Source organism: Buchananella hordeovulneris (assembly GCF_001907235.1).
Classification (GTDB): domain Bacteria; phylum Actinomycetota; class Actinomycetes; order Actinomycetales; family Actinomycetaceae; genus Buchananella; species Buchananella hordeovulneris.
In genome coordinates this window covers 153,707-167,204 of record NZ_MQVS01000005.1, presented here as the reverse complement: position 1 = coordinate 167,204, position 13,498 = coordinate 153,707, and the positions used below count along the sequence as shown (strand labels likewise).

Below are 13,498 nucleotides of genomic sequence, written 5' to 3'. Positions count from 1 at the left end.
TAGTCTGAGACAATGACCGACGAAATAGTCCGCGCCCAGGTAACGGACCTGCCCGCGATACGCCGCGTGCTGGTGGAGGCGCTGGGGGACGATCCCCTGCTGCAGTGGTACTTTCCGCCGACCTACGAACGCAGCGATGTGCGCCGCAGCCGCATCGCCCTGTATTTTTCGCCGACATTGGAGTGGCTGGTGACCGCCGCGCTAGTCCACGTGGCCCGCGTAGGCCCCGACGTCGTGGGTTTCGCGGCGTGGGTGCCGCACGGCACCACCCCGCCCGCAAGCCTGCCGCGTCTGGGCGACATGACCGAGATTCTGACCTCCCCCAGGCGAGCCGAACGCATCACCACGGCACTCCGCCAGGCGCGCTCCGCCGCCCCCGACTGCAGCGGGGACTATCTCTTCCTCCTGGCGGTTCTGCCGACCACCCAGGGGCAGGGCGTCGGCGCGCGCCTGTTGCAAGCTGGCCTGGCGGAAGTGCAGACCCCGTGGCTGGAGTCAACCAATCCCCGCAACCTGCCGTTTTATCATCGGCACGGCTTCCGGACGATACACACCGCGTCTCTCGGGGACTCGGGCGTGCACCTGTACCGGTTGGCCCAGGTCACTACATGATGAGCGTGGACAGTCGCCGCCGGGCGGCATCCACCTCGCTGCTGGGCCCGAGCACCGTAAATAGCTCCACCAAGCGGGCCCGCGCGGCCTCCCGCTCCTCCCCACTGGTGGTGGCCACCTGCTCCAACAGCAGCTCCAGGGCGGCGCCCGGGTGCCCGCTGGCCACCAGCTGGTCGGCCCGGGCAAAGGGATCGGTCACGTCGCCCCCGGCCTCCAGCCGCACCATCAGCCGCACCTGTGCCAGGGCAGCCTCCGCTTCCCGGTCCCGGGGATTCTCCTTGAGCGCCTGCAGGTAGGCCGCCTCGGCGGCCGCCAGGTCACCGGCCTCAATGGCCGCCTGGGCCTCCACGTGCAGCGGCGGCAACGGCTCCGGTTCGGCCTGCGCCCCGGGGGCCGCCGTCTTGCCGGTCACCCCCTGCTGCACGGCAAGCTGCCGCACCTGGTCCCACAGCGGGTCCAGTTCGGCCGCCGAGGCCTCCCCCTCGTACAGCGGCACGGGCCGTCCGGCCAGTAGCACCAGCGTGTAGGGGACTCGCTGGATCCCGAAGGCCCCGGCCACCTGCGGGGCGGTCTCGATGTCGACCACGGCCAGCTGGAACGCGCCCGGGTTACGCGCGGCCAGGGCCTCCAACGCCTGCACGTTTTGCTGCGAGGACTGATCGCTGCCCGCCCCGAGGGTGACGATCACCGGTACCTGCTGCGAGGCCACCACCGTGGCCTGGAGGTTTTGCTCGGTCAGCTCCACCCGGGCGGGCGGCAGAGACGGGGCCGGGCCCGCCGCTGGTGGCTGCTGCTTGTTAGCGAGGGGGGAAAGGTCAATGCCGCCACTCATGGGGTGGTCTCCTGCTCGTCGGGGTTGGTGCTCTTATCCGCCACCACCGAACGCAACGTCCGATCCGCCCCGATAACGGTGGCGTTTTCCTTCGCGTCCTTGGCCGGGATGACGAAGGCCAGCATAACGTCGTAGGTCACCGTCACCGTACCGTACACCGACGGGTCTTGCCCCAACAGCACCGCGGGCGCTCCCTGCAACTGGAAGGTGGCACCGGCGACCGTCCGCTGGTAAGTGACCGTCTGCTCCAGCGGCGCGAAGACGATCAAGCCGCCGTCCGCGGTGGGAATGCTGACCGGTTCGTCCTTGCCGCTGGTCAAGGCCGTTTTCACGGTACCGACATCCTTGGTGGCCGCCATCGCCTCAGTCACCTGGGTGGAGGCCGCCTGCGTGTAGGGGTCCGAAATCGCTACCGGTGCGCCGTCCTGCGCCCCGCCCGTGACCTGCGCGGTGTAGGAATCGATGACTTCCTTGGCTGTGAACTTGGGAGTGCCAGTTTCTACCAATCCCACCTCGGGGGCGGCCGTCGAGGGCACGGTAGCGCCCGGCAGCAGGCGCACCCAGCCCCACAGTTTGTAGTCGGAGCGGGCATCAGCCTGCTGGGCCAACCGGAGCAGCGGTACCTGGCCGCCCTCCGGGGTTTCGGTGACCTCAATGATGGAGCGCGGCCAGTCGACCCCCGCGGACACCGAGACGGTAGCAGTCGGGGCCACCAAATTAGCCAAGGGGAACTCTTTCGCGTTGACCTTGGCCAAGTTGTAGGAGTTGGTGCGGGCCGCCAACGCCGGGCCGACGAGCCGGTCATCGAGCAACTCCAGGTCCATCTTGGCGTCGGCGGCCTGTAGCGCGTCGTTAATCGTCTTGAGTGCCGAGCTGAGCTGCTCCGGGGTGAGCACGGGCGTGGTTTCTTCGGCGGTCGGCGCACTGACAGGTCCCGGCACTGGATCGGCGCAGGCCCCCAGCAACGCCGCGGCCACCGTGAGGGCCAGCCAGTTAGTTACACGCTTGGTCACTGTTCCTCCTCCTGAGGCAAATCCACTTCCAGGCCCCGCTCTTTCATGCGCTGTAGCAGCCCCTGCAGCGGGGCCGGGCCGAAGTCCTCAGCTGCGGGCGGCGGGGTCGACGGTTGCCCGTCCGGGGCGGGGGCGTCGGCCAATTCGGTGAACTCTGGCAGCGCCGCTTGGGCCGGGGCGGGCTTGACCTTCCGCCATTTCTTGAGCACGAAGGCCCCGGCGGCCTTGGCACCGCCCTGCAGCCCGCGCCCAGCCAGTCCTTCGGCAGCTTCCTGCAGGCGCCCGGCAACGTCGCCGTCCGCTAACGCCTGCGCCGCCTCCCCGAGCGAGCCAACGGATTCGTCCGCCGCTACTGCCTCGAGTTCTTGCCTCGCCTGCGCCCAGTCGGGGGTCACGGCCGCCAGGGGCGACTCGTCAGCCTGCGGCAGGGACTGCCCTAGCGCCGTCAGCCCGTCAGCGTCTTCCAGCTTGGCTAGTTGCTCATCAGCCAGCTCCCCGAGGGACTCCTGAGCTGCAACGCCCGCCTTGGCCGCCACCTTGCGGGCCAAGCGCGCCGCCAACGACTTGCGGTCACCGGCGCTGGTCGCCTCCGCCGCAGGCTGTGGTTCGGCGGTCGGCGGCGGCAAATCGACTACTGCGGCAGCGGTCGGCGCGGCCGCGGCCGCCACCGACAGGTCCGGGCTCGGCACGGCCGTCGCGGGAGGATCCGTTGGTTCTGCCTGCCCGGCCCGCGGAGCGGTGAAGCGCGCCAGTAGTCCCGAGACGAAACCAGCTATGCCGGTCAGGGCGGGCGTGTCTTCCTCCGGCTCCACCACCTCGCGGCGCGAGACCGGGGCGACGGCGTGCGGGTCAATAGTGGCCAGCATGGAGGAGGTCGCGGCCCGCCGGGCCGCGCGCTTGGCGGCTACCTCCCGACGACGTGCCCGCTCCCGGTTCTCCACCGACTCCAGGTACCAGACGCCAGCTGCAGCGGCCGCAAACAAGGCGGTGAGCAGCAGGGCCGGGGTGAAGAAGCTGCGCTGCGGCGGCGCCTTCCACGAGATCGTCACCTGTGGGGCGGCCTGCAGGCCGTCCGTGGCGGCCAGAATCGACACCTGTTCAGCACGAGCGGGGCTCCACTGCAAAGTCGCCTGCCCGGTGCCGGTGGCCTCTTTGATCCACAGGTCGGAACCTGCCGGATTGGCGTCCTCCGGGGCTGCGCTGCCTTCCGCGCTCGGGGTGGCCGCGGCGGTGGGGGCACCGGAGGCCGGGGGCGCGGCAGCGGATTTGTCTACCTGCAAGGTCTCCCAGTCGACGATGCCGACGACGGTGGCGTGCTCGGCCTGCCCCACCCAGGCTTTGACGTCCGCGCTGCGCCCGAGGGCCAGCACCACCGGGGAGTCCGCCCCGGCCGCCTTGACCGTGATCGTGACATCACCGGGATAAAGCGAAAGCACGCCGGGGGCGGTGAGCACGTAGGGCGCCCGCTGGCCCGTCAGCGCCGCGTTAATGCGTTCGACGGGCTTCCATACGGTCAGGGAGAGCACCGCCACCAAGGCGAAGACGGCGGCTAGCGCCCCCAATAGGGCCACCAGGTGGCGCAACGTGAGCCGAATATTCTTCAAAGCCACTCCTCGGTGATATGACACAATCCCAAGACAATACGACGAGCTGCCGACTCGCGCTGTGTCGCGCAATACACCAGGGGGCGTTTATGCACGAAGAAGACTGGGCCAGCCGCCGCCGCGCCAACGCCACTCGCCAGGCCGAGTTGGCGCGTAAGCGCCAGGCCGCCGAGGCCGCCCAGGCCGCCCAATATCTGACTCTTTTTGTGGCAGCCGCCCGTCGCGCGGGCCTGGCTCCCACCAATTTGCGGGTGCAGGGTTACAACGGTTCGCAAGCCAAAAGTTCCGTAACGGGTTGGTACCTGCGCCTGGATCGCACCGTGGGCGTTGGTACAGATGGACAGTTCTACGTACTAACCGCGCCGCTCAGCTTTCTCGATCGCTTCCGCACAATTAAGCTCACGGCCGAGCCAGCACCGCTGGTCATTGGCCAGGGCGGCCGCGATGGGGACTCCATCGCTTTGACAGCGGCACTTGATCGTCTCTTGCCCGGCTGGGAAGAGACCGGACGCAGCGTTAACGCCACGTGACTAGCACCCGGGCCAGCGCCACCGGATCCTCCACCGGCGGGAAGTGCCCCACGGCGGCAATCTCCACCAGATCGCAGCCCAAAACGTCGGCCAGTTCCTGACTGACGGCGGCGCTGGCCACGGTGTCTTCTTGTCCCCGCACCACCAGGCTCGGCACCCCCACCGTGGCCAAAGTCTCGAAAGCCGCCGGGCGGGCCGCCATAGCCCGTTGGGCCCAGGCAATGGCGCCGCCGGGGGCCTGCGCCACCCACCGGCGGAAGTCGGCCACCACCGTCGGCCGAGTGGCCAGCGTCGTGGCCCCGAGTAGGTTGGCGGGGGCTCCGGCCACCACGGTGGCTCCCTCCCGCAGCGCCTGGTCGGCCTGCGTCAGGCGAGTGGCGCGGGCGGCGGCGGTGTCGGCGCGGGCATTGGTGTCGGCAAAGACCAGGCCTGCCAGGCGCTCCGGATGGCGGCGCACCAGTTCGGCCAGCACGTAACCGCCCATCGACAGTCCCACGCACACGGCCTGTTCCACCCCCAGGTGGTGCAGGGTGGCGGCCACCGCATCGGCGTAGCCCGCCAGCCCCGCCACCTCGCTGGCCCCGTCGGGCCCCACTAGGTGGGCCGAGGTGCCGAACCCCGGGGCGTCCAGCGTGATGACCGGCCCCTCCAGCAGCGGCACCAGGGGCCGCCACATGCGGCTATCGACCGGGAAGCCGTGCAGCAGCACGTACGGGATCGCTGCGTGCAGATCACCAAAGACGGTGTGCCCTAACAGCACTGGTCCTCCTTCATTTCGCGCGCCGCCAGCATTCCGTGTGCCAGTGGCGCCGCTCCTCCAGCCCGCGCTCGGGCCCGAACAGGTGCTCGTTGCTCCACGCCACCACGTGTGCCGTGTAGGGCGGGATCGGTCGGTGGCAGCCCGGGCACGTGTAGGTCCGCTCGTTGCCCCGCAGCTGCCGCACCGTGAACTGGGCCCCGCCCGGCCCGGTCTCGGTGCGCGGCACGCTGGCCAGCCGCGCCGGGTCAAGGGGGACGTGCCCGGCGTGGTAGGGGCGGCGAGAGGAGCGGCGCGACGACGGCATGGGCTCAGTCCACCACCGCGCCGGCGCGCACCACCCGCTGGGGGTGCAGGGTGTCGTCGACTACCACTAGGTCGGCGCGCTTGCCCGCCGCCAGCGACCCAACCTGGTCCTGGCAGCCAATGATGCGGGCCCCCACCAGGGAGGCGCAGTACACGGCATCGACCAACGACACGCCGCCGTCGACACTGGTGCGCACCACATCCAGCAGGTGTGCCGTCCCGCCCGCGATGGAGTCTCCCCCCGTCAGGCGCGCCACGCCGTCGGCGACAGTCACGTCCTGGCTTCCCAGGCGATACTGGCCGTCGGGCATGCCCGCCGCGGCCATCGCGTCGGTGATGAGGACGGCGTGGTCCCGGCCGACAATCTCGATGACGTCGCGCACGACGCTCGGGTGCAGGTGGGTGCCGTCGCCCACCATCTCCACGATCACCCCGCCGCGCACCGCGTCGGCCAATATCTCGGCGATCGGGCCGGGGGTGCGGTGGTGCAGCGGCGTCATCCCGTTGAACAGGTGCGTGATCGTCGCGTGGTCACTGCGGCGGTTCGGTGTGTCCGCCAGCACCTGGCGGGCCCACTCCATGGCCGCCCGGGTCTCCGCCGGCCCGGCGTCGGTGTGCCCGAACGACGGTAGCGCCCCGCCGCGGATCAGGACCTCACTCACCCCACCCGGGCCGGTCACACCCTCCTTCTCGGGGGCCAGCGTCATGGTCACCACGTGCCCGCGCCCCAGCTCCAACAGCTCCGCTGTCAGGGCAGCATTCGGGGGCTGAATCAGGGTCGGGTCTTGGGCCCCGCAGCGCTCGTGCGAGACGAATGGCCCCTCCCAGTGAATCCCGGCCAGCTCGCCGTCGTCGCACAGCTGGGCCAACAACTTGGTGCGCTCCCGCAGCGTCTGCGGGGCGGCGGTCACCGTCGAGGCCACCAGCGTGGTGGTGCCGTGGCGGCGATGCTCCCGCACCGCCACCATCGCCTCCTCGTAGGTGGTGGCGTCCGGGAACGACGCGCTGCCCCCACCGTGGCAGTGCACGTCCACCAGTCCCGGCAGGACGTAGCCGGCCACTGGTTCGGCCGCCTCCAGGTAGGGTGCCGGGGCCGCGTCAACCGGGCCAACGAAAACTAGGTCTTGCCCCGCCCAGGCCACAACGCCGTCGTCGAGCACCGAGTCGGGAAGAACGATGCGCCCGCGCAGGGCGCCAGTGATCTGCTCCATGCCCTCAATTCTGCCACCCCCGCCGCCCGGCCCCGCGGGCCACCCGGCCCAGCGCGGGCCATACCCGAAAAACGCTGATCCCCGCGAGAACGAGAGCGCTCCGGACACAGGTGGGTAACTGACTAGGAGTAGTCGGCCCAAATGCGCCGTGCCTGCCCGTCGACTGTCAGCTTGCCACCGTAGGGAACTATCCACTGTGGGCGAGTGTGCCCGAACGGCACCCCGCAGCAGACGACCGCCTCAGGTTGGTACCGCTCCACCACCTGGCGCAATGTGTCATAGCGTTCGGCCCGCATGACCTGCCGCTCCTCCATTGTGGGCGTGTGGGCGAAGGTACGCACCGGTGGTCGGGCGAAGAGCACCGCCGCGACCACGCCCAATATGCCCCGCTCCCCCAAGTTTCGCAGCATCCGGTGCACCACCGGTACAGGTGCTACCTCCTCGCTGGTCTCCAGCAACAGCACACTGCCGGTCAAATCCGCCAGCGAGAGCGACAGGTGCCCCGCAGCCAGGATGTCATTGACGACCTCCAGGCAACCACCCCAGGCGCGCCCGGCAACTCGGTACCCCGCTCCTGACCACTGCCACGGCTCGGTCTCCTCTCGCTGACCGAACTCGGTGAGGGCGCGCGGATCGAGCCAGTCGTGCCCGTAGTCTTCTGACTCTCCCGGCTCCGTCAGTTCCAGAGTCTCGCCTGTGTACAGGGCTGCCCGAAAACTGGCCGCATGGATCGCGTCCACGGCCGGTCCCGCACCGATATGGATTTGGGTGGAGCCACCGTAGAAGCTGGCCACACCGCAACCGGTGAGGTAGTTGTGCAGATGGGTGTTGTCCGAGTAACCCAGGAAGGGCTTCGGATTTGCCCGCACCGTATCGCGGTCCAGGTGCCGCAGCACCGTTATCTGATCATCGCCACCGATGGTGGCGAGCACGGCTTTAATGCTCGGGTCGGCAAACGCCGCCAGCAAATCACGGGCCCGCTCTGCTGGCGGGGCCCCTAACTGCCGGGTGGTCGGATACTCCACCGGCACCAAGGAGAACTCACTACGTAGTCGCTCCATCGCCTGCTCGTGCACTGCGGGCGCAAAACCTGGCGCAGCGAACGACGGGGACAGCACTGCCACCTGATCCCCCGGTTTGACTTTGGGAGCCGAAAGAAGATCCATGCGCAGATCCTAGCGTCCTAGGTGTCAGCGGTAACCATCCCTGATCTTGCCTGGTTGGGTTCGACACGCCCAGCCCAGCGCGGGCACACGCCTAGAACAGGCGGGACTCGGAATCGTCGGTGCCCTTCATGGCGGCGTAGTCCAAGAGCAGGCAAGCGATGCCGCGGTCGGCCGCCAGCACGCGGGCCTGCGGCTTGATCAGCTGGGCCGCAAACACCCCCCGCACCGGGGCCAGCAGCGGGTCCCGGTTGAGCAGCTCTAAGTAGCGGGTGAGCTGCTCGACGCCGTCGATCTCGCCGCGCCGCTTGACCTCCACGGCGATGTGCCCGCCCGCCGGGTCGCGCACCAGCAGGTCCACCGGCCCGATCGCCGTCGGGTACTCGCGGCGCACCAGGCTCACGCCGGGGGCCACCAGCTCAACCTGCTGGGCGAGCAGCTCCTGCAGGTGCGCCTCCACCCCGTCCTTCAGCAGGCCCGGGTCCTGGCCGAGGGCGTGTTCGACGTCGGCCACCACCTCGTAGATCTCGATGGTCAGCTCGTCGTCGCTCTTGGTGGCCCGCACCCGCCACACCTCGGCGACCTCGGGGGCCTGATCGGCGGCAGGTTGCTCCACCGCGAACGTGCACGGTGGGCTCATCCAGTTCAGGGGCTTGTACGAGCCCCCGTCGGCGTGCACCAGCACCGAGCCGTCGGCCTTCAACATGAGCACCCGCACGGCCCGCTCCAGGCGCGCATCCAGCCGCCCGGCGTACGTCACCGCGCAATCGGCAAAAACTACCCGCACACTCGCCTCACAGAATCGGTTCCTCGCGGGGGCCAGCCGCGTCAATCCACGCCACGATCGCCGAGTGCACGTCCCGCCCGAACAGCAGCTCCTCACAGGTCTCACCCTGGCGAATCTCCACCCGCGCCCACTGGTCAGTCAGCCGCAGGTTCCGCATCTCAAAGCTCCCCCGCGGGTAGCTGCGCACCAGGCGGGTGCCCACCCAGATCGAGCGATAGATGTACAGGTTGGTCGAGGCGAACACGAGCAGGCCCCGCAGCTGCCGTCCGTTGCGACCAATCAGCAGGCACGGAAAGGTACCGAGCCGGTGTCGCAGTGCCCGTTGGCGCGCCAAGGCCAAGGCCAGCAGCACCACCACCAGTGCACTGAGGACGACGACCCCCTCCACGGCTCAGCCCAGGCGCGCAGCGGCGTTGTCGACCACCACCGTCACCGTGTCGCTGTCCACCGTCGCAAAGCCCCCCTGCACATCGAAGGACAGCTCCTGCCCGGCCGCGGTAGTCACCCGCACCGAGCCGGAGTCGAGGGCCGCCAGGATGGGCTGGCGCCCGGGCAGAATCCCGAGCTCACCGTGGACGGCCGGAACCGTCACGGCCGTCGCCTCGCCGCTCCACACGTCGGCGACGCGGGAGACAATGTCAACGCGCAGCGCCATGCCGCCTCCTTACGCCTCGGCCTGCAGCTTGGCCCAGTTGCGTTCCAGGTCCTCGATGCCACCAATGTTGAAGAATGCCTGCTCCGCGACGTGGTCGTACTCCCCGTCGGCGATGCGACGGAAGGCCTCAATCGTCTCGGCCAACGGCACCGTGGAGCCGGGCACGCCCGTGAACTTCTCCGCCATGTAGGTGTTCTGGGACAAGAACTGCTCAATGCGGCGGGCGCGTGCCACCGCCACCTTGTCCTCTTCGCTCAACTCGTCCACCCCGAGGATGGCGATGATGTCCTGCAGCTCCTTGTTCTTCTGCAGGATCGACTTCACGCGCGTGGCGACCTCGTAGTGCTCGGTGCCCACATAGCGCGGGTCAAGGATGCGCGAGGTGGAGGCCAGCGGGTCCACCGCCGGGTAGATACCGCGCGACGCAATGGCACGCGACAGCTCCGTGGTGGCGTCCAAGTGCGCGAACGTGGTGGCCGGGGCCGGGTCGGTGTAATCGTCGGCGGGCACGTAGATGGCCTGCAGCGAGGTGATCGAGTGGCCCCCGGCCGAGGTGATGCGCTCCTGCAGCTGCCCCATCTCGTCTGCCAGGTTGGGCTGGTAGCCCACCGCCGACGGCATGCGGCCCAGCAGGGTGGAGACCTCGGAGCCGGCCTGGGTGAAGCGGAAGATGTTGTCGATGAACAGCAGCACGTCCTGCTGCTTGACGTCGCGGAAGTACTCCGCCATCGTCAGCGCGCTCAACGCCACCCGCAGCCGCGTGCCCGGCGGCTCATCCATCTGCCCGAAGACAAGGGCCGTCTTGTCGAACACTCCGGCCTCGTCCATCTCGTGGATGAGGTCGTTGCCCTCGCGGGTTCGCTCCCCCACCCCGGCAAACACGGAGACCCCACCGTGGTCCTGGGCCACGCGCTGGATCATCTCCTGGATGAGCACGGTCTTGCCGACCCCGGCGCCACCAAACAGGCCGATCTTGCCGCCCTGCACGTAGGGGGTCAGCAGGTCGATGACCTTGATGCCGGTCTCGAACATCTGGGTCTTGGCCTCCAGCTGGTCGAAGGCCGGGGGCTGGCGGTGAATGGACCACCGCTCGGTGACCTCCAGCTGCTCGCCAGGCGCCAGGTTGAGCGGCTCGCCGATGACGTTAAAGACCTTGCCGCGGGTGACGTCCCCGACCGGCACGGTGATCGGCTGCCCGGTGTCGACCACCTGCGAGCCGCGCACCAGCCCGTCGGTGGGCTTCAGCGAGATGGCCCGCACCAGGTTGTCACCCAAGTGCTGGGCGACCTCCAGCGTGATGGTGGTGCCACTTTCGCCCACGACGGTGGTCAGGGCGTTGTACATCTCCGGAATCGCGTCCGGCGGGAACTCGATGTCGACCACCGGCCCGATGACGCGCGCGATGCGACCTGATGCTGCCATGAACTTGTCTCCTTCGTGTCCGGGGTGGCTCAGCTCGCCGCGAGGGCGTCGGCCCCCGACACGATCTCGCTGATTTCCTGAGTGATTTCGGCCTGGCGCGCCGAGTTGGCGAGCCGGGTGTAGTCGCGGATGAGGTTTTCGGCGTTGTCGGTCGCCGTGTGCATCGCCTGCTGGCGGGCCGCCAGCTCGGAGGCCGCAGCCTGCAACAGCGCGTTGCGGATGCGGGAACGCACATACAGGGGCAGGAGGGCGTCGAGCACCTCGTTGGCCGACGGCTCGAACTCGTACAGCGGCTCGGCGTCGGTACCGTGGGTGTGCGGGCCCGTATCCGCCCGCTCGACCTGCACGCGATCCTCGTCGACAACCTTGATGGGCAGCATGCGCCGCACCTGCGGCACCTGGCTGACCATGGAGACGAACCGCGTGTAGACCATGTGGACCTCGGAGACCCCGCCCTCCTCGGCGGGGCTGAGGAAGGCCGCGAGCAGGGTCAGGGCGATGTCCTCCATCTCCTCCTCGGTCGGGTTATCCGAGTTGCCTGCCCAGGCGTGCTCGATGGGCCGCCCCCGGAACCGGAAGTAGGCGGCACCGCGCCGTCCCACCACGTACAGCACGGGCTGCTTGCCTTCGGCCGCCAACGCGGCCAACAGCCGGTCGGTTTCGCGCAGCAGGGTTGCCGAGTAGGAACCGGCCATGCCGCGGTCGGCGGACACGACGACGACGGCCACCCGCGGATTGTCGGCCCGCTCCTCCGGTTCCTGCGTCAGGGGGTGATCGAAGTCGGCGTGTGCGGCCACCGCCCCGACCGCCTGGATGAGGGCGCGATCGTAGGGGGAGGCGGAGGAAGCCCGTTCGCGCGCCTTGCCGATGCGCGAGGCAGCGATCAGCTCCATGGCCCGAAACACCTTCTTCAGGGTCTGGGTGGAGCGGATGCGCTGCTTATAGATGCGCTGCTGGCCGCCCATGCCTAGCCCCGCTTCTTCCTGACGATGCGCTCCTCGGCGTATTCGGCCTCGACCTCGCCGTCGGCCGCGTCGGCCGCCTGGCCCGCGCCGCCGGTGAAGTCAGCAGCGAAGGCGTCGGCGGCCGCCTGCAGCTCGGCCACGGTGGCGTCTTCCAGCTTGCCGGTCTCGGCGATGGTGGCCAGCACCTTGGTGTGCCGCCGCACGTAGTCCAGCAGGCCTTCCTCGAAGCGCTGCACGTCGGCCACCTCGATCTGGTCAAGCAACCCGTTGGTGCCCGCCCAGATGGAGACCACCTGCTCCTCCACCGGGTACGGGGAGTACTGCGGCTGCTTGAGCAGCTCCATCAGCCGCTCCCCACGCGCCAGCTGCCGCCGGGTGGTGGCGTCCAGGTCGGAGGCGAACATGGCGAAGCTGGCCATCGAGAAGTATTGGGCCAGGGTCAGCTTCAGGGTCCCGGCCACCTGCTTCATGGCCTTGATCTGGGCCGCCCCACCCACGCGGGAGACCGACACCCCGACGTCGACGGCCGGGCGCTGGTTGGAGTTGAAGAGGTCAGACTGCAAGAAGATCTGCCCGTCGGTGATCGAGATGACGTTGGTGGGGATGTAGGCCGACACGTCGTTGGCCTTGGTCTCGATGATTGGCAGGCCCGTCATCGAACCGCCACCGAGTTCGTCGGAAAGCTTGGCGCACCGCTCCAGCAGCCGGGAGTGCAGATAGAACACGTCACCGGGGTAGGCTTCGCGGCCCGGCGGGCGACGCAGCAGCAGCGAGACCGCGCGGTAGGCCTCGGCCTGCTTGGACAGGTCGTCAAAGACGATCAGGACGTGTTTGCCGTCGTACATCCAGTGTTGGCCGATGGCCGAGCCGGTGTAGGGCGCCAGGTACTTGAACCCGGCCGGGTCGGAGGCTGGGGAGGCGACGATGGTGGTGTACTCCAGCGCCCCGGCCTCTTCCAGCGCCGAGCGTACGGCCGCGATGGTCGAGCCCTTCTGCCCGATGGCCACGTACACGCAGCGCACCTGCTTGCTGGGGTCGCCGCTGTCCCAGTTGGCCTTCTGGTTCAAGATGGTGTCCAGCGCGATGGCGGTCTTGCCGGTCTGGCGGTCACCGATGATGAGCTGGCGCTGGCCGCGCCCGATCGGAATCATCGAGTCGATGGCCTTCAGCCCGGTCTGCAGCGGCTCATGCACCGACTTGCGGGCCATCACGCCGGGGGCCTGCAGCTCCAGGGCCCGGCGGGTCTCGGCCTTAATCTCGCCCAGCCCGTCGATGGGGTTACCTAGCGGATCGACGACGCGCCCCAGGTAGCCGTCACCAACCGGCACCGACAGTACCTCGCCGGTGCGCCGCACCTCCTGGCCCTCCTCAATGCCGGAGAAGTCGCCGAGGACGACCACCCCGATCTCGCGCACATCCAGGTTCATGGCTAGGCCGAGCGTGCCGTCCTCGAACCGCAATAGCTCGTTGGCCATCGCCCCCGGCAGCCCGGCAACGTGGGCGATCCCGTCGGCGGTCAGGGTGACGTGCCCGACCTCCTCTACCGCGGGCGCGGCGGGGGCGTAAGAGTCGATGAAGCTGTCCAGGGCCGCGCGAATCTCTTCGGGGCGGATCGTCAGCTCAGCCATTTATGTTCCTTTG

The 13,498-nt window shown here is 69.0% G+C and carries 15 protein-coding genes; 2 read left to right on the top strand and 13 right to left on the bottom strand.

Annotated elements, in window-relative coordinates:
- The first annotated feature begins 12 nt into the window (after positions 1 to 12).
- Positions 13 to 612, top strand: coding sequence for a GNAT family N-acetyltransferase (locus tag BSZ40_RS06405; protein ID WP_073824386.1), 600 nt, complete (start codon positions 13 to 15; stop codon positions 610 to 612).
- Here BSZ40_RS06405 and BSZ40_RS06400 read toward each other — a convergent pair.
- Genes BSZ40_RS06400 through BSZ40_RS06390 form a run of 3 tightly spaced genes read right to left on the bottom strand, consistent with a single transcriptional unit; the run spans position 605 to position 4,061 of the window.
- Positions 605 to 1,444, bottom strand: a complete 840-nt coding sequence (locus BSZ40_RS06400) for a tetratricopeptide repeat protein (RefSeq protein WP_073824384.1) — start codon at positions 1,442 to 1,444, stop codon at positions 605 to 607. The two genes, BSZ40_RS06405 and BSZ40_RS06400, sit on opposite strands and share 8 nt — an antisense overlap.
- Positions 1,441 to 2,457, bottom strand: a complete 1,017-nt coding sequence (locus tag BSZ40_RS06395; protein WP_073824382.1) for a hypothetical protein — start codon at positions 2,455 to 2,457, stop codon at positions 1,441 to 1,443. Before BSZ40_RS06395 ends, BSZ40_RS06400 begins: the two co-directional genes overlap by 4 nt.
- Positions 2,454 to 4,061, bottom strand: coding sequence for a hypothetical protein (locus BSZ40_RS06390; RefSeq protein ID WP_073824380.1), 1,608 nt, complete (start codon positions 4,059 to 4,061; stop codon positions 2,454 to 2,456). The genes BSZ40_RS06395 and BSZ40_RS06390 overlap by 4 nt, the downstream gene beginning before the upstream one ends.
- An 89-nt stretch (positions 4,062 to 4,150) precedes the next feature.
- On the opposite strand from BSZ40_RS06390, the gene BSZ40_RS06385 reads away from it, so the two are divergent.
- Positions 4,151 to 4,591 carry a hypothetical protein gene (locus BSZ40_RS06385; protein ID WP_073824378.1) on the top strand — a complete coding sequence of 147 codons (441 nt, stop codon included), beginning with the start codon at positions 4,151 to 4,153 and terminating at the stop codon, positions 4,589 to 4,591.
- On the opposite strand, the gene BSZ40_RS06380 is transcribed toward BSZ40_RS06385, so the two are convergent.
- The 10 genes from BSZ40_RS06380 to atpA form a co-directional block, all read right to left on the bottom strand.
- Positions 4,578 to 5,351, bottom strand: a complete 774-nt coding sequence (locus BSZ40_RS06380) for an alpha/beta fold hydrolase (RefSeq protein WP_084542677.1) — start codon at positions 5,349 to 5,351, stop codon at positions 4,578 to 4,580. The two genes, BSZ40_RS06385 and BSZ40_RS06380, sit on opposite strands and share 14 nt — an antisense overlap.
- 10 nt (positions 5,352 to 5,361) lie before the next feature.
- On the bottom strand, positions 5,362 to 5,655 hold the full coding sequence (locus tag BSZ40_RS06375) for a hypothetical protein (RefSeq protein WP_073824376.1): 294 nt from the start codon (positions 5,653 to 5,655) through the stop codon (positions 5,362 to 5,364).
- Positions 5,656 to 5,659: 4 nt separating this feature from the next.
- Positions 5,660 to 6,865: an N-acetylglucosamine-6-phosphate deacetylase gene (locus BSZ40_RS06370; RefSeq protein WP_073824374.1), complete on the bottom strand. Its 1,206-nt coding sequence runs from the start codon at positions 6,863 to 6,865 to the stop codon at positions 5,660 to 5,662.
- 122 nt (positions 6,866 to 6,987) lie between these two features.
- Positions 6,988 to 8,031: a S66 family peptidase gene (locus BSZ40_RS06365; protein ID WP_073824372.1), complete on the bottom strand. Its 1,044-nt coding sequence runs from the start codon at positions 8,029 to 8,031 to the stop codon at positions 6,988 to 6,990.
- Positions 8,032 to 8,122: 91 nt separating this feature from the next.
- Positions 8,123 to 8,815, bottom strand: a complete 693-nt coding sequence (gene nucS, locus BSZ40_RS06360) for an endonuclease NucS (RefSeq protein ID WP_073824370.1) — start codon at positions 8,813 to 8,815, stop codon at positions 8,123 to 8,125.
- Positions 8,816 to 8,822: 7 nt separating this feature from the next.
- Positions 8,823 to 9,203, bottom strand: coding sequence for a DUF2550 family protein (locus BSZ40_RS06355; RefSeq protein WP_073824368.1), 381 nt, complete (start codon positions 9,201 to 9,203; stop codon positions 8,823 to 8,825).
- Positions 9,204 to 9,206: 3 nt separating this feature from the next.
- Complete coding sequence (locus BSZ40_RS06350; RefSeq protein ID WP_073824366.1) at positions 9,207 to 9,470, bottom strand: F0F1 ATP synthase subunit epsilon; 264 nt, start codon at positions 9,468 to 9,470, stop codon at positions 9,207 to 9,209.
- A gap of 9 nt (positions 9,471 to 9,479) precedes the next feature.
- Positions 9,480 to 10,892 carry a F0F1 ATP synthase subunit beta gene (gene atpD, locus BSZ40_RS06345; RefSeq protein ID WP_073824364.1) on the bottom strand — a complete coding sequence of 471 codons (1,413 nt, stop codon included), beginning with the start codon at positions 10,890 to 10,892 and terminating at the stop codon, positions 9,480 to 9,482.
- A 29-nt stretch (positions 10,893 to 10,921) separates the two neighbouring features.
- Positions 10,922 to 11,857, bottom strand: a complete 936-nt coding sequence (locus tag BSZ40_RS06340; protein ID WP_073824362.1) for a F0F1 ATP synthase subunit gamma — start codon at positions 11,855 to 11,857, stop codon at positions 10,922 to 10,924.
- A 2-nt stretch (positions 11,858 to 11,859) separates the two neighbouring features.
- Positions 11,860 to 13,485 carry a F0F1 ATP synthase subunit alpha gene (gene atpA, locus BSZ40_RS06335; RefSeq protein WP_073824361.1) on the bottom strand — a complete coding sequence of 542 codons (1,626 nt, stop codon included), beginning with the start codon at positions 13,483 to 13,485 and terminating at the stop codon, positions 11,860 to 11,862.
- Positions 13,486 to 13,498 lie beyond the last annotated feature (13 nt).

What these genes read in the sequence shown, in the direction of transcription:
- BSZ40_RS06405 (WP_073824386.1), top strand. Translation starts at nt 13, where the DNA reads ATGACCGACGAAATAGTCCGCGCCCAGGTAACGGACCTGCCCGCGATA.
- BSZ40_RS06400 (WP_073824384.1), bottom strand. Translation starts at nt 1,444, where the DNA reads ATGAGTGGCGGCATTGACCTTTCCCCCCTCGCTAACAAGCAGCAGCCA.
- BSZ40_RS06385 (WP_073824378.1), top strand. Translation starts at nt 4,151, where the DNA reads ATGCACGAAGAAGACTGGGCCAGCCGCCGCCGCGCCAACGCCACTCGC.
- BSZ40_RS06375 (WP_073824376.1), bottom strand. Translation starts at nt 5,655, where the DNA reads ATGCCGTCGTCGCGCCGCTCCTCTCGCCGCCCCTACCACGCCGGGCAC.
- BSZ40_RS06370 (WP_073824374.1), bottom strand. Translation starts at nt 6,865, where the DNA reads ATGGAGCAGATCACTGGCGCCCTGCGCGGGCGCATCGTTCTTCCCGAC.
- BSZ40_RS06365 (WP_073824372.1), bottom strand. Translation starts at nt 8,031, where the DNA reads ATGGATCTTCTTTCGGCTCCCAAAGTCAAACCGGGGGATCAGGTGGCA.
- BSZ40_RS06350 (WP_073824366.1), bottom strand. Translation starts at nt 9,470, where the DNA reads ATGGCGCTGCGCGTTGACATTGTCTCCCGCGTCGCCGACGTGTGGAGC.
- atpD (WP_073824364.1), bottom strand. Translation starts at nt 10,892, where the DNA reads ATGGCAGCATCAGGTCGCATCGCGCGCGTCATCGGGCCGGTGGTCGAC.
- BSZ40_RS06340 (WP_073824362.1), bottom strand. Translation starts at nt 11,857, where the DNA reads ATGGGCGGCCAGCAGCGCATCTATAAGCAGCGCATCCGCTCCACCCAG.
- atpA (WP_073824361.1), bottom strand. Translation starts at nt 13,485, where the DNA reads ATGGCTGAGCTGACGATCCGCCCCGAAGAGATTCGCGCGGCCCTGGAC.